The sequence below is a fragment of the Pseudomarimonas arenosa genome, from assembly GCF_014841215.1.
GTDB lineage: Bacteria > Pseudomonadota > Gammaproteobacteria > Xanthomonadales > Xanthomonadaceae > Pseudomarimonas > Pseudomarimonas arenosa.
In genome coordinates, this window is sequence record NZ_JACYTR010000017.1 from 68,401 (window position 1) to 88,993 (window position 20,593).

At 63.7% G+C, this 20,593-nt stretch carries 17 protein-coding genes; 9 read left to right on the forward strand and 8 right to left on the reverse strand.

The features are described 5' to 3' along the window. Window positions 1–4 precede the first annotated feature (4 nt). Window positions 5–661: an ankyrin repeat domain-containing protein gene (locus IFO71_RS10305; protein WP_192029549.1), complete on the forward strand. Its 657-nt coding sequence runs from the start codon at window positions 5–7 to the stop codon at window positions 659–661. A gap of 57 nt (window positions 662–718) precedes the next feature. Here the strand turns inward: IFO71_RS10305 and htpX are convergent, their stop codons facing one another. The 3 genes from htpX to IFO71_RS10320 all read right to left on the reverse strand — a co-directional run bounded on the left by htpX (window position 719) and on the right by IFO71_RS10320 (window position 4,046). Beyond that, complete coding sequence (htpX, locus tag IFO71_RS10310) at window positions 719–1,591, reverse strand: protease HtpX (protein ID WP_192029550.1); 873 nt, start codon at window positions 1,589–1,591, stop codon at window positions 719–721. A 151-nt stretch (window positions 1,592–1,742) separates the two neighbouring features. Further along, complete coding sequence (locus IFO71_RS10315; protein ID WP_192029551.1) at window positions 1,743–2,738, reverse strand: ribokinase; 996 nt, start codon at window positions 2,736–2,738, stop codon at window positions 1,743–1,745. 24 nt (window positions 2,739–2,762) lie between these two features. Further along, the gene (locus IFO71_RS10320) at window positions 2,763–4,046 is read right to left on the reverse strand and encodes a NupC/NupG family nucleoside CNT transporter (RefSeq protein WP_192029552.1); all 1,284 of its coding nucleotides are present in this window, start codon (window positions 4,044–4,046) and stop codon (window positions 2,763–2,765) included. Between the two features lie 335 nt (window positions 4,047–4,381). On the opposite strand from IFO71_RS10320, the gene IFO71_RS10325 reads away from it, so the two are divergent. The 3 genes from IFO71_RS10325 (at window position 4,382) to IFO71_RS10335 (ending at window position 6,164) form a co-directional block, all read left to right on the forward strand. Next, a complete protein-coding gene (locus tag IFO71_RS10325) occupies window positions 4,382–5,359 on the forward strand; it encodes an aldo/keto reductase (RefSeq protein WP_192029553.1) in 978 nt (325 codons plus the stop codon). A gap of 108 nt (window positions 5,360–5,467) precedes the next feature. After that, window positions 5,468–5,659 (forward strand): hemin uptake protein HemP, encoded by a 192-nt coding sequence (hemP, locus tag IFO71_RS10330; RefSeq protein ID WP_192029554.1) that lies wholly within the window; start codon window positions 5,468–5,470, stop codon window positions 5,657–5,659. Between the two features lie 7 nt (window positions 5,660–5,666). Then, on the forward strand, window positions 5,667–6,164 hold the full coding sequence (locus tag IFO71_RS10335; protein WP_192029555.1) for a hypothetical protein: 498 nt from the start codon (window positions 5,667–5,669) through the stop codon (window positions 6,162–6,164). Here IFO71_RS10335 and IFO71_RS10340 read toward each other — a convergent pair. The 4 genes from IFO71_RS10340 to IFO71_RS10355 all read right to left on the reverse strand — a co-directional run bounded on the left by IFO71_RS10340 (window position 6,161) and on the right by IFO71_RS10355 (window position 10,764). After that, window positions 6,161–8,017, reverse strand: a complete 1,857-nt coding sequence (locus tag IFO71_RS10340; protein WP_192029556.1) for an SLC13 family permease — start codon at window positions 8,015–8,017, stop codon at window positions 6,161–6,163. The genes IFO71_RS10335 and IFO71_RS10340 overlap by 4 nt on opposite strands. 222 nt (window positions 8,018–8,239) lie before the next feature. Then, window positions 8,240–9,622: a PDZ domain-containing protein gene (locus IFO71_RS10345; RefSeq protein WP_192029557.1), complete on the reverse strand. Its 1,383-nt coding sequence runs from the start codon at window positions 9,620–9,622 to the stop codon at window positions 8,240–8,242. Between the two features lie 28 nt (window positions 9,623–9,650). Beyond that, window positions 9,651–10,202 (reverse strand): hypothetical protein, encoded by a 552-nt coding sequence (locus IFO71_RS10350; protein WP_192029558.1) that lies wholly within the window; start codon window positions 10,200–10,202, stop codon window positions 9,651–9,653. Beyond that, window positions 10,195–10,764 carry an RNA polymerase sigma factor gene (locus IFO71_RS10355; protein ID WP_192029559.1) on the reverse strand — a complete coding sequence of 190 codons (570 nt, stop codon included), beginning with the start codon at window positions 10,762–10,764 and terminating at the stop codon, window positions 10,195–10,197. Before IFO71_RS10355 ends, IFO71_RS10350 begins: the two co-directional genes overlap by 8 nt. 185 nt (window positions 10,765–10,949) lie before the next feature. On the opposite strand from IFO71_RS10355, the gene IFO71_RS10360 reads away from it, so the two are divergent. The 3 genes from IFO71_RS10360 to IFO71_RS10370 all read left to right on the forward strand — a co-directional run bounded on the left by IFO71_RS10360 (window position 10,950) and on the right by IFO71_RS10370 (window position 17,150). Further along, window positions 10,950–12,809, forward strand: coding sequence for a sensor histidine kinase (locus IFO71_RS10360; protein WP_192029560.1), 1,860 nt, complete (start codon window positions 10,950–10,952; stop codon window positions 12,807–12,809). Window positions 12,810–13,240: 431 nt separating this feature from the next. Next, on the forward strand, window positions 13,241–16,249 hold the full coding sequence (locus IFO71_RS10365) for a serine/threonine protein kinase (RefSeq protein ID WP_192029561.1): 3,009 nt from the start codon (window positions 13,241–13,243) through the stop codon (window positions 16,247–16,249). Next, window positions 16,239–17,150, forward strand: coding sequence for a hypothetical protein (locus IFO71_RS10370; protein WP_192029562.1), 912 nt, complete (start codon window positions 16,239–16,241; stop codon window positions 17,148–17,150). Before IFO71_RS10365 ends, IFO71_RS10370 begins: the two co-directional genes overlap by 11 nt. A 100-nt stretch (window positions 17,151–17,250) precedes the next feature. Here the strand turns inward: IFO71_RS10370 and IFO71_RS10375 are convergent, their stop codons facing one another. Continuing rightward, on the reverse strand, window positions 17,251–18,603 hold the full coding sequence (locus tag IFO71_RS10375) for an OmpP1/FadL family transporter (RefSeq protein ID WP_192029563.1): 1,353 nt from the start codon (window positions 18,601–18,603) through the stop codon (window positions 17,251–17,253). A gap of 229 nt (window positions 18,604–18,832) precedes the next feature. Here IFO71_RS10375 and IFO71_RS10380 point away from each other — a divergent pair, with 229 nt between their 5' ends. Then, on the forward strand, window positions 18,833–19,771 hold the full coding sequence (locus IFO71_RS10380) for an SPFH domain-containing protein (RefSeq protein WP_192029564.1): 939 nt from the start codon (window positions 18,833–18,835) through the stop codon (window positions 19,769–19,771). A gap of 166 nt (window positions 19,772–19,937) precedes the next feature. Continuing rightward, window positions 19,938–20,372: an NfeD family protein gene (locus tag IFO71_RS10385; RefSeq protein WP_192029565.1), complete on the forward strand. Its 435-nt coding sequence runs from the start codon at window positions 19,938–19,940 to the stop codon at window positions 20,370–20,372. Window positions 20,373–20,593: the final 221 nt, after the last annotated feature.

Sequence of the window (20,593 nt, forward strand, 5' to 3'; positions counted from 1 at the left end):
GATGATGGATGCGGCCGCGGTGGAGAAGGCGATTGCCGACGGCGATCTGCAGGGGATTCGCGAGTTGCTGAAGAGCAGTCCGGAACTGGCGCTGTCCGAGACTAGTGCCGGAGTCAGCGTGCTGATGCTGGCCCTGTATCAGGGCAAGTCAGCGATTGCCGACCTGCTGGCTGAACAGGTTGACTCACTGCCGCTGTTCGAAGCGGTTGCCCTGGGGCGGTTGGAAGCCGTGCGGCCGCTGTTGCAAGCGGACCCCAATCGGCTGCAGGCCTGGTCCAGCGACGGCTTTCAGCCGTTGCATCTGGCCGCCTTCTTCGCCCGCCAACCGGTGCTGAACCATCTGCTCAGTCTGGGGGCCGATCCCAACCAGCGGGCCCGTCAGCCGGGGGCGATGACGCCCTTGCATTCAGCCGCCGCCAGCCGACAGACCGCCGGCGTAGAGGCTTTGTTGGAGGCAGGTGCCGACCCCAACATCCAGCAGGGTGGCGGCTTCACGGCCCTGATGTCGGCCGCCTTGCACGGTAATCTGGCCATGATCGACACTCTGCTGCGCAGCGGCGCCGATCGACAGCTGCAAGCCGATGATGGTCGGCGCGCGCGTGACATGGCGGCGCAGAGTGGTCACAGCGAAGCGGTGCTCAGGCTGGATGCAGTGGACTGAGTGTGCAAATGAAAAGGGCGCCTCGCGGCGCCCTTGCTTCATCAGCCGTGGGTTCACTTACTGGCGCAGGGCGGCAATGCGCTGCTCCAGCGGCGGATGCGAAGCGAACAGGGCCATCAGGCCGTCCTTCTTGCCGGCGATGCCGAAGGCGGCCAGCTCACCCGGCAGCGGCGGCGGTTGCATCGAACGCAGTCGCTCCAGGGCAGCGATCATCTTGCCGCGACCGGCGAACTGCGCACCACCGGCGTCGGCGCGGAACTCGCGCTGGCGGCTGACCCAGGCGACGACCATCGAAGCCAGAACGCCGAGGAAAATCTCCGCGGCGATCGAGGTCACCCAGTAGGCTATGCCAGGACCATCCTCGTTCTTGAACACCACGCGATCGACGGTGTGACCGATGATGCGGGCCAGGAAGATCACGAAGGTATTGACCACGCCCTGCACCAGGGCCAGGGTCACCATGTCGCCATTGGCGACGTGGGCAATCTCGTGGCCGAGAACCGCTTCGACCTCATCGCGCTCCATGTTCTGCAACAGGCCGGTGCTGACCGCCACCAGGGCGGCATTCTTGTTCATGCCGGTGGCGAAGGCGTTGGGATCCGGGCTGTGGTAGATCGCCACTTCGGGCATCTTGATGCCGGCCATCTGCGCCTGGCGCTGCACCGTGCTGAACAGCCACTGCTCGGTAGCATTGCGCGGCTGGGTGATGACTTCGGCGCCGGTGCTGCGCTTGGCCATCCACTTCGACATGGCGAGCGAGATGAAGGCGCCGCCAAAGCCGAACACCGCTGCGAAGATCAGCAGGTTGGTGTAGTTCAGCGCCCCGCCCTGGGCATTCAGGTAGTGGTCGACGCCCAGCAGGCGCAGCACTGTCCCAAGGACCAGGATGACGGCAAGGTTGGTGAGTAGGAAAAGGCCTACGCGACGCATGGGTTGAATCCTCCATCTAGAGTTCTGAGCTGCCCGTGGGCGGGCTCCTCATTGGAAACAGAATTGGTGACAGGACGTCTGGCTTGCAAGTGATCGCTGCACCATGGACGGCAAAATTCGAAATTGTGGACGTGGTGAGTTTGTGAATCGTTCAGCCAGTGAAGCGCCGCTCCACCTCGGCCAGGGTGGGCATGGCCTGGGCCGCGCCGCTGGATTCGATGGCGCAACCAGCCACTTGCACGGCGAATGCGACGTGCTGCTGCAGGTTGCGCCCGGGGGCGCTGGCCAGACTGGCGGCCAGTCCACCATTGAAAGCATCGCCGGCGCCGGTGGTATCGACCACATTGACCGCGGCTGCGGGCGTTCTGAAAAACGGCGGATCTTCACCTGCGGGTGAGGCCTGCGATACGAACACACCGGCGGCGCCCAGGGTGAGGGCGATGGTGGCGGTGGGCAGCATTCGGCACCAGGTATGCAATTGCGCGGCATCGGCCGCAGCCAGCGCCTGTTCGTTGACCTCGACCTCAAACAGCCGCAGCAGATCGCAGAACTCCGTTTCGTTCGGCGTGATGATGTCGGCGGCCTGCAGCAGGGCGCGCACCTGCGGGCTGTCGCTGCTGGGCGCCGGATTATGAATGCAGGTCACTCCGGCCGCGCGGGCCACCTCGATCGCCCGCAGGCTGGCCACCGGATGAACTTCATGTTGGGTCAGCAGCACCCTGGCCTGCTCGATCAACTCGCGCTGCGCCAGCACCTGTGCCGGCGACAGCAAGGCATTGGCGCCGGGCGCCACGATGATCATGTTCTGGCCAGCGCCGTCAAGCCAGATTGCGGCGGTGCCGGTGGCCTCGCTGCACAGTTGCCAGCGGGCATCGATGTTTTCGCTGCGCGCCAATGCGGCGGCGTTATCACCCAGGGGGTCGCGACCGACGGCGGCAATGAAGCCGGTGCGTGCCGCAAGCCTGGCCGCCGCGACGGCCTGATTGAAGCCCTTGCCACCGGGGCCGGAAAAGAACCGGCCCATGCGGGTTTCGCCCGGCTGCGGAAAGCGTGCGCCTTGCCAGACCATGTCCTGGTTGTAGCTGCCCACCACCACGACCTGCGCCGCCGCTTGTTTGGCTTTCTTGCTGCGTGCTTGGCTGCTCATAACAGATACTTCAGTTGCAGCGCTTCACAGCTGCGAAATCACGCCAGCAATGGTGGCGGTCATCAGGGTGGCAATCGAGCCGCCGAGCACTGCGCGCAGTCCAAACACGGCCAGATCCTGGCGCCGCTCTGGCGCCAGCCCGCCGATGCCGCCGATCTGGATCGCGATCGAACTGAAGTTGGCGAAGCCGCACAGGGCGTAGGTCGAGATCAGCACCGAGTGTTCGCTGAGGCTGACGCCGGCCACCTTGCCCTGCACGATATCGCCCAGGCTGAGGTAGGCGACGAACTCGTTCAGCACCACCTTGGTGCCGATCAGGCCGCCAACGGTGGGCGCATCGGCCCAGGGCACCCCGATCAGCCAGGCGATCGGCGCCAGCAGGTAGCCGAGCAGGGAGGCCAGATCGGTCGGTTTGCCCAAGGCGGCGCTCAAGCCGGTAGCGTCGCCGAGCCAGGTGAGCGGCGCGTTGACCAGGGCGATAAGGGCGACAAAAGCCAGCAGCATGGCGCCGACGTTCAGCGCCAGACGCAGGCCATCTGCAGCGCCGGCAGCGGCCGCATCGATGATATTGGCGGTGGTCTTCTCCACCTCGACTTTCACCTTGCCCATGGTCATCGGCTGGCCGGTTTCCGGCACCAGGATCTTGGCCACCACCAGGGTGGCCGGCGCGGCCATGATGCTGGCGGTGATCAGGTGCTTGGCGAAGGCCGCCTGCTGCACCGGATCATCGCCGCCCAACATCAGCACGTAGGCGCCGAGCACGCCGCCGGCGATGGTTGCCATGCCGCCGACCATCAGGGTCAGCAGTTCCGAGGGTGTCATGCTCAACACATAGGGTTTCACCACCAGCGGTGCTTCGGTCTGGCCGATAAAGGCATTGGCGCAGACCGACAGCGTTTCGGCGCCCGACACCGGCATCACCTTGGTGATTACCCAGGCCATGCCCTTGACGATCGCCTGCATCACGCCGAGGTGATACAGCACCGACATGAAGGCGGCGAAGAAAATGATCGTCGGCAATACCTGAAAGGCAAATACAAAGCCGAACTTCTCGATCCTGGCCAGATCGCCAAAGATGAATTGTGAGCCCTGGGCGGTAAAGCCCAGCAGGGCAACAAAGCCCTCACTGAGTTTTCCAAACGCCACCGCGCCCCAGGGCGTCAGCAGCACGAACACCGCAAACACCAGCTGCAGGCCGATGCCGGTGGCGACCAGACGCCAGTTGACTGACCGCTTGTTGTTGGAGAACAGCCAGGTCAGGCCGATCAGACAGGCCAGGCCAAACAGCCCGAACAGGATTGACAGCATGCAACACCCCTAAGCGGACGGGGCGTGCCCCACTCCGAAATAGCCAGCGCCCAGGCGGTTCCCCTGCCCGGACAAACGATCGCGGCAGAGTAGGCGCTTCGGCGGTGGCCGGCAAGCGCTGCGGCCGGGGCGTGCCGCGTAGCAGCCGGTGCGCCCCGCAATCGGCCACGCGCCACGGCCAAGGATCGCCCGGGAGATCTACAGCACATCGTAGGCGCGCAGTTGCCGGATCTTTCGGCGCGACCTGATGGAATATGCCGGGTTGCGTCGACCGAACGGAGGCGAACCGCCGTGCGGAGTAGACTTGAGCCGAGTTCCAAGGAGGAGATTCGTCGATGCACTACCGTCGTATGGGCCGCTCAGGCCTGAAGCTGTCTGCGCTGTCGCTGGGCTCCTGGCTGACCTTTGCGCGGCAGATCGGCCGCAACGATGCGCGCGAACTGGTGGCCCATGCCTACGACAGCGGGGTGAACTTCTTCGACAACGCCGAAGCCTATGCCGACGGCGAGTCGGAACAGTTGATGGGTGATGTGATCGCCGACCTGCGTTTGCCGCGTGATGGCTGGTGCGTATCGAGCAAGGTGTTCTTCGGCTCGGCCAGTGAGCCGCGGCCGACCCAGAAAGGCCTGTCGCGCAAACATATCGTCGATGCCTGCCATGCTGCGCTGAAGCGATTGCGGGTCGATTACCTCGATCTCTACTACTGCCATCGCCACGACCCGGACACGCCGGTGGAAGAGGTGGTGATCAGCATGGATGCGCTGATCCGGCAAGGCAAGGTGCTGTACTGGGGCACCTCGGAATGGCCCGCCGATGCGATCGAAGAAGCCTGCAAGTTTGCCGTCAAGCACGGCTTGATCGCCCCGGCCGTCGAGCAGCCCCAATACAACCTGTTTCATCGACAGCGGGTCGAACTGGAATATGCGCCGCTGTTTTCCGCCTATGGCATCGGCCTGACCACCTGGTCGCCGCTGGCTTCCGGGCTGCTGACCGGAAAATATCTGGATTCGAGCACCTCACACGCGCGACTGCAGCGCAAGGATCTGGACTGGCTGGCGCGCTCGGTGCGCGGCGATTCAGCGGAACAGCGTGACAAGCAGGTGGGGCACTTTGTCGAGCTGTGTCAGCAGTACGAACTTTCGCCGACGCAGCTGGCGATTGCCTGGTGCCTGAGCAATCCGCATGTCAGCTCGGTAATTCTCGGCGCGACCACGGTGGCCCAGCTGGAGCACAATCTGCACAGTCTGAGCTTGCTGGGAAGGGTGGAAGAAGAGCTGATGGCCAAGGCGCAGTCGTTGTTTGAATGCGATTAGCCGCTGAAAGGCCGACCTCCCTGGATGGGCTGCGAAAGCCCTGGCGACACTTGCAATGCAAATGCGAAGCGTTATCATTTGGGCGCACTCCGACCCCAGAGGTGTCCTATGTCTGCCAGCTCCGCATCCCGGCCCGCCCGCAACACCGATCTCAATACGTCAAAGCAGGTGGCCCCGCCGATGGCTGCACTCAACAGCCGCGAATTGCTGCGCGGCGAGCGCGAGTTGTTGATTTTTCATGGTGATCAGCTGTATCGCCTGCGTCACACCCGCAACGACAAGCTGATTCTCACCAAGTGATCGATCGGTGAGGACCACCGCGGCCCATCCGCCGACCGCGGCCGCGCCGGCCATGCGGCGCTGGGCGCGGGTTTGTGGCCCGCTCTGGTGCTGGTCGTCACCGTTGTCGCCGTCCCATCGATGGGCCCCGCACGAACCGACGTCGGTCTGGGCCGAGTATCCGCTCAGCGTCTGTCTCAGCGCGCCGCGCATGCAGCCGCGTCTGTGCCCGGCCATCGCGGTCTGTTCGCCGCACAGCGCCTTCGTGCTGACTGCGGCGCGCGATACCGACTGGTTTGCCTGGGATCGCTGGCTCGATGAAGTGCAGTCGGTTGGTGACTCCGGCATGTGTCTGCGCCTGTCAGGCCTTGCCGCACGCCGTTGTCGCTGGGTCTGCAGCGATGAATGGTCGCTGTCGAAATGTCGGCTCGATGGGTGCGTTGCAGGCTGCCCGCTACGACCTGCTGCAGTGGGTTGCAGCCCACTTGGACGCGCCGCCTTGGATGCGGTGGAACCCTTGGTCTAGAACGGCCAGACCCAGGGCACCACGATCAAGACGGTGATCACCACCAGGAAGCTAAGCGGGCCGCCCACCTTGATGAAGTCATTGAAGCGGTAGTTGGCCACGCCATACACCAGCATATTGGCCTGATGACCAATCGGGGTGATGAATGCGGTCGACGCGGCGATCGCTACGGCCATGGCGAAACCATGCGGTTCGATCCCCAGACCCTCGGCCATCTTGATCGCGATCGGGGCCACCAGCACCACGCAGGCGGCATTCGACATCAGCTGGGTCAGGCCGACGGTGAGTACGATCACTGCCATCATCGCCAAGTAGGGGCTGGCGCCGCCGGTCAGCACCAGCATCGATTCGGCCAGCCAGGCCGCCGTGCCGGTGTGCTCGCCATCCATGGCAATCGACAGCGGCATCAGCGAGGCAATCATGAACACCACGCGCCAGTCGACCTGCGAGTACATGTCGCGCACCGGCATGCAGCCGCTGGTCACCATCACCAACACGCCGGCCAGCGCAGCCACCGAAATATGCAGGGCACCGCTGGCCGCCGCGATCACCGTGCCTGCCATCACCGCCAGGGCGATCCAGCGTTTGCGGTGATCGCGCGCCGGTCCAGCCAGGCGATTGACCACGAGAAAGTCCGGGTTATGACCGAGCAAGGCCATCGCCGAGGGTGTGCCGCGTACCAGCAGCACATCACCGGGTTCCAGTCTTAGCTGATTGATTCGCTCGTCCTCCTGTCGACCGTTGCGCCGCAGCCCGAGCACGGTGACGCCGTAGCGCGCCGGAAAGTCAGCTTCGGCGATGCTGGTGCCGAGTGAGCGTGAGCCTGGCGACAGGGCGAGTTCGCCGATCAACGGCGTTTCGCCGTGGTCGGCTTCCGATTCCGGAATTTCCAGCAGACCGCGACCTTGCTTTTGCAGCAGCAGGGAAGGGTCGCCTTCCAGCTGCAAGTGATCGTCGACGGCAAATCGACACTCCGGCCAGGGTTGGAACGAGTAGCCGCCGTCGCCCTCGTCGCGCCCATAGCGGCCGTAACGCAACCACGGACGGTCATCGGCGGTTTCCTGACCATCGTGGTTATAGGCACGATGGACGCGTACCACACTGACGCCCAGTGTGTCGCGCAGTTTGGCCTCTTCCACGCTGCGCCCGACCAGGGCCGAGCCGCGCGGAACGATGGCTTCGGTGACATAGTGGCGCAGGCTGTTGCCTTCTTCCGGCGCCGATGCCGGAATGCGGATCGGCACCAGTCGCGAGCCGATCAGTACGAAATACAACAGGCCGGTGGAAAACACCACCAATCCGGTCGGCAGGAAATCAAACATCGCGAATGGCGTGTGTCCGGCCCGCTGCAGGGCTTCGGAAGCGAGCAGGTTGGGCGGCGTACCGACCAAGGTCGACAGGCCACCGAGCAGCGAGCCGAACGCCAGCGGCATCAGCAGTTTGGTGACTGGCACGCCGGTACGCTGGGCAATCGCAAATACCGAGGGCATCAGGATGGTGACCGCGGCAATGTTGTTCATGAAGCTCGACATCAAGCCCACCAGCACCATCAGGATGGCAGTCAAGCCAATGGTGTTGCGCACGCCACGCGCCACCACCCAGCCGGCAATTTCATCGGCAACGCCGGTGCGCACCAGGCCACCGGAGAGAATGAACATGCAGACGACGGTGATCACCGCCGGGCTGGCAAAGCCGCTGAACCCCTCCTCGACGCTGATGATGCCTATCACCATCAGTGCCAGCAGCAGGCCCAGAGATACCAGGTCTGCGCGCACCTTTTCCGAGGCGAACAGCGCCAGCGCTCCGAGCAGGAGCAGCATCAGGGTGATGCGTTCGAGGAGCAGCGTATCCATGCTGAACGGAGATCCTTGGGCGAAATGCGCTGCTCATGCTAGCGCGTTGCCACCGCGCATGGTCAATGCGGCGCTCGCGGGTCTTGCGCAGGGGGCCGTCGACCAGCGCCAAGGGAATCGGTTTCAGCGCTGTCGGGGCGCCGTTGGCAGCGCCTCAGACGGGGTGCCGGCACTGCGCCGGGTCAAACAGGATTCGGAGGCGAAATCAGTTGCATTCGGAACCTACAGCGGCTGACGGTCTTTGTCTGCCGGCGCGGACTCCTGCTCGATCAGCCTTTGCAGCAGGCCTGAATCCAGCTCTGCCGAACGGCCCTTGGGTAAACCCGCCTGGCTGTCGATCGGCAGCCGCCAGGTCGCCGCCGGCGACACTTTCAAGTTCAGCATTTCGCGCTGTCGAGCAAACGAAATGTTGTGATGCTGAGTGCCAGGTGTGGGGCGCAGGGCGCGCATTGCCTGATCCGGAGTGTGCACCGGTTGGTCATCGATCGACAGCCAGACATCGCCGCCTTCAACACCCTCCATCGAAGCGCCCGCGGTGAGCACCAGCACGCCGCGCTCATGGCCGAAGTAGCGGCCCAGCTCCGGGTTAAGTTCGGCCAACCGCAGGCCGCGCCAGACGCTGCTATAGAGATCGAAACGGCAGCTGTCCGAGTCTTCGCCGCAGATCAGGCTGGGCGCGTACGGCGCGATGTCGAAGCTGGCCGGAATGATCGGCGCGCTGCCGGGCTGAAGCGCAGGGTTCACCGCGAGCGCGACCAGGGGTCGGGCAGTGATTGAAATCGAACGCGGCTTGCCTGCCGTTTCAACCTCAAGCTTCACCGTCTTCTCGGCGCCCTCTACCTGCAACAGATCCTGCGCCCGTTGCAGCCGCTGCTCAGCGCTGCCGAGCAGCGCCTCGCCGTTGATACTCAACAGGCGATCACCGCTGCGCAGGCCGGCCTGTTCGGCCGGGCCATCGAAGGTGACGCCGCTGATCAGCGCCCCGGCGCTTGGATCGGCCTGCAAGAGCACACCGAAGCGCGGCTGATTGAAGCGGTCAGCGCGCAGCGCCTTGGCATAGTCCTCAGCCTGCAGATCCACCGATAGGGTGGCGATATGCGCGGCCAGTCGGGCCATCTCAGCCTGTGACCGGTGCAGCTCCTCACGCAACTGTTCGTGCTGCTCGGTGGCCGCGCGCCGGGAGGCATCAGCCGATTGCCGCGCAAGCTCGCGCAGCTTTTCCAGCTGTGCCCGCTGAATTGCTCCCTCTTGCCCCTGTTCTGCCGCCTGCAGTTGCTCGCGCAACTCCGCGCGGTGTTTGTCCAGCTCACGCAGCGTCGTCTGCAATTTCCTTCGCACCCGTTCGCGGTTCTGCTCCGACGAAAGCCGGGCCCGTGCGCGATGGATTTCGCCCTCCTGGGTCAGCGGTTGAAGCATCGTCCGGCGCCGTTCTTGCTCTGCTGCATGCAGTCGTTCGCGAAGCTCGGCGCGCTGCTCATCAAGCTGTTCCAGCGTCTGCTGCAGTTGCTCGATCGATTCGGTCGGGCCGGCTGGCTCTGCGCCGATCGCGCTGGAGGCCAGTAGCAGACTTAGCACGGCGGTTAGCAGTGGCAGGGGTGTGTTCATCGAGTTCTCCCATAGGGTGGTAATGGACTCACAGCAACAGGGGGCCGTTGACCAGGGCAGCTGCCGAAAGTGCGGGCCCCAGAGCGCTGTATTCGACTGAGAGTTGCCGCAGCAGCAGAACGCGCTGCTGCCACAGCGCCAGTTCGGTGTCAGCGACCGGTTCTTCGGCCAGCAGCAGATCGACGAACTGCAGCTGGTCGATCAGTTCCTGGCGGGCACTCAAGCGCTCTGCATCGAGCACCGCCGTTGCGCGCTTGAGCTGGCGCTGCTGACGCAGCCAGTTTTCCAGCCACGCCGATTCGGCCTGCAGCGCTTCCAGCGCGGGCGGCTCGACCGCCGTGGCCTGCGGCGCTGAAACCTGGGGTGTAGGCTGCAGCAATAGCGCCAGCGTGATGCCAATCAGCAGGCTGGCGGCGAGCGCAAGACTCGGCCAACGCGACTGATGGCTGTGCGCCTCGCTTCGCAGTCGTGCGCTCAGTTGCGGCCAATCGTCAAACGGCGCCGGTTGTTCGGCCAGCTGTCGTAGTGCCGCCGATAGTGGCAACCGCGGCTCATGCGGGGGGCGGGAAAACTCAAACATGGCTTAGCTCCTCCTTCAGGCAGAGCATTTCGCGCAGTCGCTGCGTGCCACGGGACAGCTGCGATTTTGAGAAGCTGATGGTCCGCTGCATCAGGCTGGCGATCTCTTCGTGGGTATAGCCTTCAACGTGGTACAGCCAGAGCACGGCGCGGGTACTTGTTGGTAGACGTTCCAGCGCACTCTGCAGCAGGCCGCACTCGGCCACTTCCGGCGGCAGGCTGAGATTGGTTTCCTCGGCTTGCAGGTCGGGCTCCTGCTGTTGCTGTTCGATGCGCTGTTGACGGCGCAGGTGCATCAGGCATTCGTTGACCAGCACCTGTCTCAGCCAGGCCCAGAACGGTGCGTCAGCGCGAAATTGATGCAGTTGCCGGAACGCCTTGAACATCGACTCCTGAACCATATCGCGGGCCAGCTCGCGATCGCCGCACAGGCGCCAGGCAAGCTGATAGGCCGGGCCCTGGAACTGCCTGTAGATCGCTTCCAGGGCACGCTCGTCGCCGCGTTTTGCGCTGGCCAGCAGCAGGGCCGGAATCTCGATGGCAAAGGGCGATTGTGGGTTCATATGACCTAAAGATGCGCTGAGCAGGAAAAGGGTCGCAGGCCGCTGGGCGGACGGTCGGATGTGCAAATTACGTGATGAGTATTCTCGCCCAGGATCACTGGTCGAACGCGCTAAAAAGGGCCACTATTGGGGCGACGCCGGAGCCGCCGGCTCCTTGCTCCGCACACCGTTGAAAGCACCCCGCGATGGCTTCAACCACCCGGCTAAGCAGCAAGTTCCTGCTCACGACCATTCCAACCATGGTCGTCGCGGCCTTGCTGTTTGTATTCGGCGCCTATGTGCTGAAGCTGGGTGACCGTGCTGATCTCAATCGGCAGCTGGCCGAGCAGCGCGCGGCCGCCAATGCCAGCCTGCTGAGCTATCCGGTCTGGAATGTCGATGAGGTAACGGTCGCGGCGATCATGCGCTCGTTGAGCGGCGTGCCGGGTCTGGTTTGCGTCGAGCTCGATCAACTGGTCGGCCTGCAGGCTCCGCCTGCGGTCGGCAGCTGCCAGGACCGCCAGGCGAACGTGTTGATCGAAGTGCCGGTGCAGTTCAGCGATCGTGGCTCGGTGCAGGAACTGGGTCGACTTCGCCACTGGTTTGATCTGCAGCCGGACGCCGCCGAGGTGTGGCGCGATCTCTGGCCTTTGTTGTTCCAGCTGGTGCTGCTGGTGATGGTGCTGATGGTCAGCGCGATCTGGGCCTTTCGTCGAACCGTGCTCAATCCGCTGGATCAGGTGGCCGGATCCCTGCGGGTGTTTCGCGAGACCGGTAGGCGCGAGCCGGCGGTGTGCAGCTCAAACGACGAGTTAGGGGAGTTCATTCGCGAGTACAACAATGGTCTGGCGCGGCAGGAGCATGCTGAGCGTGGCTTGCGCGAACAGCTGCTGCTGCAGACCTCGCTGAATCAGACCATGCCGACACCGTTTGCCTTTCTCGACAATGAGTTCAAGCTGATCAGTGCCAACCAGGCGTTCTATCAGCAATTGGGATTGGCGCACGAGATCGATGGTCGCTCGATGCTGGCGACGCTGCCGGCGATCGACTGGCCGAGCATCGCCGCCCTGGTGGCCGGCGAGGTGCATCGGCAGGAATTGCATGGTCTGGTGGTGCGCGGCCGCAGTCGCGGCTTCTCGCTGGCCTGCTCGGCCATGCTCGACCCGGTCGCCGACGCACTGCGAGGTTATGTGCTGGTGCTGCAGGACATCTCCGACCTGCTCGACCACGAGCGCGCGCTGCGTGCCGCCAAGGATCGCAGCGAAGCCACCCTGGCCGAGCTGCACCGCACCCAGGCCAGCTTGGTACAGGCCGAGAAGCTGGCGGCGCTGGGCAGCCTGGTGGCCGGTGTCGCGCACGAGATCAATACACCGCTCGGTGCCAGCGTTACCGTGGTCAGCCACTTGCGCAGTCTGCTCGAGGGACTCGACCAGCAGTTCAATCGTGAGCAATTGCGTCGCAGTGTGCTGGCTGATTTCCTGCAGCAGGCCAACGAGGGCCTGGCCCTGTTGCAGCGCTCTCTGGACAGCGCCAACGAGCAGGTGCGTCGCTTCAAGCAGTCGGCGGTTGATCAGGTCAGCGCCCAGCAGCGCGCCTTCGAGCTTGGCGAACTGATTGGCGATGTGGTGGCAACCTTGCGCAGCCAGTGGCGCAATAGTGCCCAGCGCATCGAGTACGAGGTGCCCCCGGGTATCGTGTTGGACAGCACGCCGGGTCCTTTGGAGCAGGTGATTTCCAACTGTGTAAGCAATGCCTTCGTGCATGCCTTCGATGCCGATCAGGACGGTGTCGTACGGATCCGCGCCGAGCGCATGGCGGGCGACTGGGTACGCATGGTGATCGCCGACAACGGCTGCGGCATGAGTGCAGACCGGGTGCGCCGTGTGTTTGATCCTTTCTTCACAACCAAGCTCGGGCGCGGCGGCAACGGGCTGGGCATGCATCTGGCCTATCAACTGGTCAGCGACGTGCTGCATGGGCGGATTTCGGTCGAGAGCCAGCCCGGCCAAGGTACCCGGGTGATCATCGACCTGCCGCTCAGTTTGCGTGCCGTGGTGACAAACTAGGCTTGGTTGGCATGGCAAGCTGTAGCAGTCTGCTGAGCCGGCTTTCAGCGGCCTGTTAAGGTGTGCCAAGGATGGCGCGCACGAGCATCGGACCCGACAAGTGTTTGATTCTCGGCAAGGGTGGCGCGGATCTGCTGCGACCGTTTGCGCTGAAGAACTCCTGGAGGTTTTTCAGCAACCTGGCAGGCGTCCGGCCGAGCGATGCCAGTGCTATGATTTGAACGCGTCGACCTGTGCCCGGCACAGGGACGATGGGGCAACCGATTTCGCACACCGAGCGCAGGTCGCAAGGAGGGTGAATGCGCGTTAGAAATCAGTCTGGGTCCGGGCGATCAGCCGTTTGGCTGCAAGCTGTGTTCAGACTGTCAGCGGCGCCGGTCTCTGTAACAGACACGTTCGCTCAGCTATTGCAGCGCTAGATCGGATTCCGCATGTCTGCCCCGGCTTTCGACATTCCAGGCTACGAACTGATCCGTGAACTCGGTTCGGGCGGTATGGCGACCGTATTCCTCGCCACCCAGCGCTCGCTGGATCGCAAGGTGGCGATCAAGGTCATGCGCCGCGGTCTGGCCGATGAGAATGTCGAAAAGCGTTTCCTGATTGAAGGCCGCACCATGGCGCGGCTGCCACACCCCAATATCGTTGGGGTGTACGACATCGTGCAGAACGAGTCGATCAACTACATCGCGATGGAGTTCCTCGAGGGCGGCAGCCTGTCTGACCGCATGCGCGAAGGGCTGAGTCTGGCTGACGCCATCGCGGTCGTGGTGCAGATCGCCGGCGCTCTGCAGTACGCCCATGACAACGGCATCATCCATCGCGATCTGAAGCCGGCCAACATCATGTTCCGTGACGGGGTCACTCCCGTGCTGACCGATTTCGGCATTGCCCGGCAGCAGAACTCGGAAGCCACCCGGCTGACCCAGACCGGCATGATGATCGGCACGCCGACCTACATGAGTCCCGAGCAGGCCACCGGTAGCGATCTCGATGGCCGCTCCGACCAGTACTCGCTGGGCGTGATGTTCTACGAAATGTTGACCGGTCGCGCGCCGTTCGAGGGATCGACACCGATCCAGGTCGTGCTGGCGCATATCAATTCACCGCCGCCGCCGCTACCGCCGCAGTTTTCGTTCTTCCAGCCCCTGCTCGACCGCATGCTGTCGAAAGAACGCGATCAGCGCTTCCCAGATCTCAAGGTGTTCGTACGCCAGTTGAAGGACCTGGTTACGGGTAGCGATGCCCTGGTCCATCAGTTGCAGTTCGACCCGACCAGCAGTTCCTCCGAACAGCTGCGCGCACTGGGTTTTTCGGAAAGCCAGATTCATACCGGTGCCGGTCCGCAGGCGCCGGCACAGGCCGCCTTTGCCCGGGTCAGCAGTCAGTCGGCGGCGCCACGCGTCAGCGGCAGCGGGCCCGGAGTGCGTTTGCCGCCGGCCAAGAAGAAACTACCCTGGTGGATTCCGGCCGCGGTGGCTGCGATCGTCGCCGCCGCCGGCCTCGGCGGCTGGTTGATGTTCAGCGGTGGCGGTGGTCTTGATCCGGCGATTGAACGTGTAGTTAGCCGCAATCTGGCCGAGGTCGATCGTCTGATTGCCGCCGGTAAGCTGGTGGCCCCGCCCGGTGACAACGCACTGGAGTTGCTGCAGGAAGCCAATGATCTGGCCCTGCGTGAGGTATCGGTGTATCCGGAGGCGGAAAAGCGCTTTCAGCAGATCGCCGGGCAACTGCGCCAGCAAGCCGAGCAAGCGCTGCAGAAGCAGTCGTTCGAAGTGGCCAAGCAACGCCTCAGTGAGGCCTATCGGGTGCTGCCTGACGCGGCGGAGAACAAGAAGCTGGAACAGGCCATCATGGCTGCCGAGCTCGCGGTGGAACGCCAGGCTAAGGTCAAGTCGCTGATTGCGCGGGCGGGGGAGGCGGAGCGGGCCGGTCGGCTGGCCGGTGAGGGGCAGGACAATGCACTGGCCATCCTTCGCGACGCCCTGCAGATCGACCCCGACTCAGGCGTAGCCAAACAGGCCATGGCCGATCTGGTTGGCAAGATCCTGCAGCCGGTGGAACGTTCAGTGGCGGCCGGTCAGCTCGATCGCGCCGAGTCGGCACTGCAATCCTCGGCCAGCTTCCTAGCCGCTGAGCCTGCCTGGCAGGCGCTGGAGCAGAAGATTCAAAAGGCCCGCCAGATTCAGGCCGAGCGCGCCCGCATTGATCAGCTGGTTGCGGCGGCGCGCCAGCAGCTGGCCGCCGGCCGGGTGGTCGAGCCGGCCGGAAACAATGTGGTCGAGACGCTGCAGCGGATCAGCGAGATCGATCCGGACAACAGCGAGGCCGGCAAGGTGCGGGCCGAAGCGGCGCGCCTGCTGGTGCGAGCGGCCAGTGAAGCCGAGCGCGGCGGCGACTTCAGCCTGGCCTTGACCCGCTATGATCAGGCTCTGCAGTTGCAGCCGGGTGACAGCAGTTCACAGAATGCGCGCAAGGCGCTGGAGCAGCGGGTCGGCGAACGGGCGGCGCAGATCTCGCGTGATCTGACGGCGGCGCGCGATGCGATCGCCAAGCTGCATTATTTCTCTCCCGCCGACAGCAATGCCCATGCGTTGCTGCAGGGCGTGATCAAGCGACAGCCTGACGAGCCGGCTGCCGTTCGCTTGCTGCAGGATCTGCCGCGACTGGTGCGTGAGTCAGCCGAAGCGCTGGCCGCGCGCGGCAATCTTGAACAGGCAGTTGCGCTGTTGGGTGAGGCGCAGGCGGTGTACAAGAACGATGCCGAGATTGCCGCTCTGGCGCGCAAGCTGGCCGGCCAGCAACAGCAGTCGGAACGGCTGGCCAAGCGTCAGGCCCTGCTTGACGCTGTGCAGCGAGCCCTGGCCAAGCGCATCTTGAACGCCGACACGGCGCGTGAGATTGGCTTTGCCATTGCCGAGCTGCAGAAGCTCGATCCCAACGATATCGATGCGCGGCGCTATCGCGACCAGTTTCTGGGCGGCGTCATCCGGGTGCTTGACGCCAGCAACAAGCTGGAAGAGCTGGACGCCATGGAGCCAGTGATCGCTCAGATCAAGGCGCAGTTGGGCGATCGCAGCGAAGACGTGCGGCTGGTAGTCAGCGAGCTGGCGCAACGCCGCGCTGCGCTGACGGCGGCCGAACAGGAGCGGCTGGCGGCGATGAGCGGCGTGCTGGTATTGAATGCCACGCCGTGGGCGACCGTGGAATCGGTGGTCGAGGCTAGCTCCGGGCAGTCGATCGACCTGCCGAGCGAGCGCTCTACACCGCTGCGGCTGAGCCTGCCCAAGGGCAGTTACCGGGTGACCTACAAGCATCCCTTGGTGGGGCGCTCGGTGGTGCAGGTGGTGCAGGTGGATGCCAAGGCCACCCAACTATCGCAGGCCAACTTCGGTGCGCTGACTGCCACCGACTACCTGAAACGGGCCGGCTATGGTGACTAAGGTCAGGCAAACCAGCCGTTGTGCGTGTGCGGTCGCGTGCATCCTGCTGCTGTTCAGCGGCAGCGCCTTGGCAGACTGGAAGCGCGACTACGACCGTGGTCGCAAGGCCTATGCTGATGGCGACTGGGCTGAAGCCGAGGCGCGCTTTCGTGATGCCATCCGCGATGAAGACGATGCCAGTCACCGAAAGCGTTTCGAGGGCATGCGCTTTGACGAATACATGCCGCACTTCTACGCCGGAATGGCAGCGTATCGTCAGGGCCGCTGCGAAGAGGCACTGAACTACTGGTCCAACACCGGTATGCAGAATGTGTTTCGCGGCGAGCTGCCGGAGCTTCGGGCACAGTGGCAACGCGGCAAGCAGGAGTGCGATACCCGGCTAGCAGCGGCCAGTCAACCGGTGGCGCCCGCCACAACAACGGGTTCCAGCAGCACGCCGACCACCGGCAGCTCGACCGCCAGCACGGCAGCGGCAACGCCAGGTTCCGGCAGCTCAAGTTCGGGCAGCACGTCGCCTGTGAGCAGCGGAAGCACCGCCAGCAATACGCCGCGACCCGCCACGACCACCACGCCGCCCGCGCCGCGCCCGCCCGACCCGCGCCCGGCTGCTGTCTCCGTACCTGCTGTTCTGCGCCAAGCGGCTGATCTCTACTTCGCCGGTCGTTACCAGGATCTGCTCAAGCTCGAGGCGCAGTCAGTCAGCGATGGCCGCGCCCGCGCCCATGCGCTGATGCTGCGTGCGGCGGCCGGGTTCAGTCTGGCCGAGCAGAACGGCGATCAGCGAGGTCTCGATCAAGCCCGGCAGGATGTGCGAGCAGCGCGCAGTGCCCAGGCTTCCCTGGCGCCCGATCGCGCTGCCTTCTCGCCCAAGTTCATCGCCTTCTGGTCCAACACGCGCTGACCGTTGATCGCAGTCGTCGGCAATGTCGGCTGCCACACCGTGTTGGGCAAAAACAAAGGGGCGCGTTGCCGCGCCCCTTGTTGAGCAGAGTGCCGGTTGGCTAGAAGCGGTAGACGCCCGACAGCGAGAGCACTTCCATGGTGTCGCTATGGTCATAGCCCAAGTCGACCTGGAAGTTGGGGAAGGCCCAGCCAAAGCCGACCGAAATGTGGTCCTCATCCTCGCCGGTGGAGAACAGCACGGCATTGGCGGTGGCGACTACCGGGTTGTCGAAATTCAGACTGTCCGGATCGGCATTGAAGCTCAGCGTGTGCCGCTTCTCCTGCCACCAGCCGGCGCGCAAACTCACCGGATAGCTCATTTCGGCAAGCACGTACTCGACGCCCAGACGCGGTTCGATCTCGTCTTCGATCTCCAGCGAGCGGAGAATCTGCGGATCGATATTGACTTCGAAATCGCCGCCGGTGAAGAAGGCATCGTCGACCTGCTCGGACAGATTGGAGTAGCCAACCCGATTGATGTCGAGGTTAAAGGTGAGCTGTTCGGTGGCGCGCCAGCTCATGCCGACGCCGAACACATCCGGCGCCTTGAACGGCGTGGTGAAGTTGGCTGCCAGCACCGGCGGATCCAAGGTGATCAGATCGCCGGTGTTCGGATCGTTCACCCGGAACACGGTGTTGCTGGCGCCATAGCTGAATTCCGGCGCCGAGCGATAGCTCAGGCCGAAGCTGAATCGGTCTGAGCCCTTGTAGAGCAGACCCACATTGAAGCCGACATCGTTGTCATCGCCACCTTGCAGCTGGCGGTTGGCCAGGGTGACGCCGTCACTCTCGAATCGATCGGTAATCGAGGCGATCTCGAAGTCGTACCAGATCGCGCCGACCCCGAATGACAGGTTGTCATTGAGGTTCATGGCGAATGAGGCGCCATAGCCGACCACTTCAAGGTCTGCGGCCGAACTGTAAGGACGCACGAAGGTGCCGGGGAAATCCAGCAGGTCAATCTGCTCGGTGGAAAAGTTCGACTCGAAATCGACCATGGTGGTGCGATACAGCGAGAGCGCCCAGGTGTCGCGTGGCAGCACCCAGGCCAGATAGCTCACGTGCTCGACACTGCTTGTGTCTTCACCGTAGCGAACCCGGGTTGGGTTGAACGGGTTGTTGGTGACGCTGCCGCCGGCCGCGTACGGCGTGCGTGGCGAGTTGTGTCGCAACTCCAGCATGACTTGCTGTTCCAGGCCGAGACGGGTCAGGCCGGCCGGGTTGGCCAGTGCCGCGGTAGCATCGTCGGCGGCGCCGAGGAAGGCTCCGCCCATCGCCAGGCTGCGTGCGCCCGGGGTGGAAAAGCTGAAAGGAATATTGGCGTTGGCCTCATTATTGGAAATCGCCAGCGCAGAACCGCTCACGGCCAGCAGACCGCAGCTGACGGCAACAGACAGGATGCGTGCTTTCATGATGTGGAATCTCCCCCGAAGGTGCGAATAGCTTCACAGCTTTTTAACGGCAATGCCAGCCCCGCCCATCTACCACGCCGAGCATGCGACCCGCCATCACGCCTACCTCACAGAGGCAGCGTCACAGCCGCGACGTGCGCGCGTCATCAAGGCATGCGCCGATCGCTGTGGCGCGCGAGTATGATCGCCGAACTCTTCGCAGGCGTGGTCAATCTAGGGGAATGTGGAAATGGACATTTTTGTCTGGGTGTTTATCGGTTTTGTGGTGATTTCGATCTTCAAGGGTGTGCGCTCGGTGCCGCAGGGCTTCGAGTACACCGTGGAACGCTTTGGTCGCTACACCCACACCCTGGCGCCGGGTCTGGGTTTCATCATCCCCTGGATCGACACCGTCGGGCGCAAGATGAACATGATGGAGCAGGTGCTGGATGTGCCGTCGCAGGAAATCATCACCAAGGACAACGCGGTGGTGAAGGTCGATGCGGTGGTGTTCTATCAGGTGCTGGATGCAGCCAAGGCAGCGTACGAGGTGGCTCAGCTGGAAATCGCCGCGCTCAATCTGGTGATGACCAACACCCGTACCGTGCTGGGTTCGATGGATCTCGATGAGTCCCTGTCGAAACGCGATGAGATCAATGCACGCTTGTTGACCGTGGTCGATGAGGCGACCCACCCCTGGGGCATCAAGGTCAACCGCATCGAGATCAAGGACATCCAGCCGCCTCGTGACCTGGTTGACTCGATGGCCAGGCAGATGAAGGCCGAGCGTGACAAGCGCGCCAACATTCTGGAAGCAGAAGGTCATCGTCAGGCGGCGATTCTGAAAGCCGACGGTGAGAAGCAGGCCGCGGTACTCGAGGCCGATGGTCGACGCGAAGCCGCATTTCGCGACGCCGAAGCGCGCGAGCGTTTGGCAGAAGCGGAAGGCAAGGCGACGCAGATGGTGTCCGACGCAATCGCCAAGGGCGATATCCAGGCGATCAATTACTTCGTGGCACAGAAGTACGTCGAGGCGCTGAAGGAGTTTGCCACTTCGCCGAACCAGAAGTTGTTGCTGCTGCCGATGGAAACCACCGGTGTGCTCGGCTCCTTGGCCGGCATCACCGAACTGGCCAAGGGCATCGGCAGTGGCAGCAAGGTCACGCCCCCTAACCTGCCGTCGCGTTGATGGCAGGGTTCGGCTGAGGTGGATGCTTGAGTGACGACCGGCCGACTCGAGTTCTGGTCGGCCGGCGCTGGCAACGCAGCGTGCAGCTGGCGCTTGCAGTTGAACGCGACGTTCAAAGCGCAAGTTGAGCGATCGCAGGGCGACAGGAGGACGATGTATGGAGTGGATGAATTCAACCTGGTTCTGGTGGGCACTGGCACTGGCGCTGTTTGCCGCTGAGGCCCTGGTGCCTGGCGCGTTCATGCTGTGGCTCGGCATTGCGGCGACGGCGACCGGCCTGGTGCATCTGGCCTTGCCAGAGTCGAGTCTGGCTGTGCAGTGGATCTGGTTCAGTCTGTTTGCCCTGGCGTCGACCTATGCCGGTTGGCGCTACAAACTGGCGCATCCGCCGCGCGTTACCGATCAGCCACTGCTGAACAAGCGAGCCGCGCAACTGATGGATCGCGTGCTGACGCTCGATGCGCCGATCGAGAACGGGCGCGGCAAGGTCAAGATCGGCGACGCGCTGTGGTCGGTCTCGGGCGATGATCTCGCCGCTGGTACGCGGGTGCGGGTGATTGCGATCGAAGGCATGGTGTTGCGGGTACGTGCGATCGACTAGCGTCGGGCAGTCGCGGCATCGTTCTATTGCTCCGGCGAGATAATGTCTTAACTCGCCGGAGCAAGTGCAGCCCATGGATGGGCTGCTCGCGAGCGGCGCTAGGAGCCTGGGCGGCAGAAGATTTTTTAACTAAGGACTGTCGAGCTTAGTTTTGATGTCCGGTGTGATCTGCTCTCAGCGCTCCGGGCAGTGGCGCTGCGCTTTCCTGACCGTCTGAACCA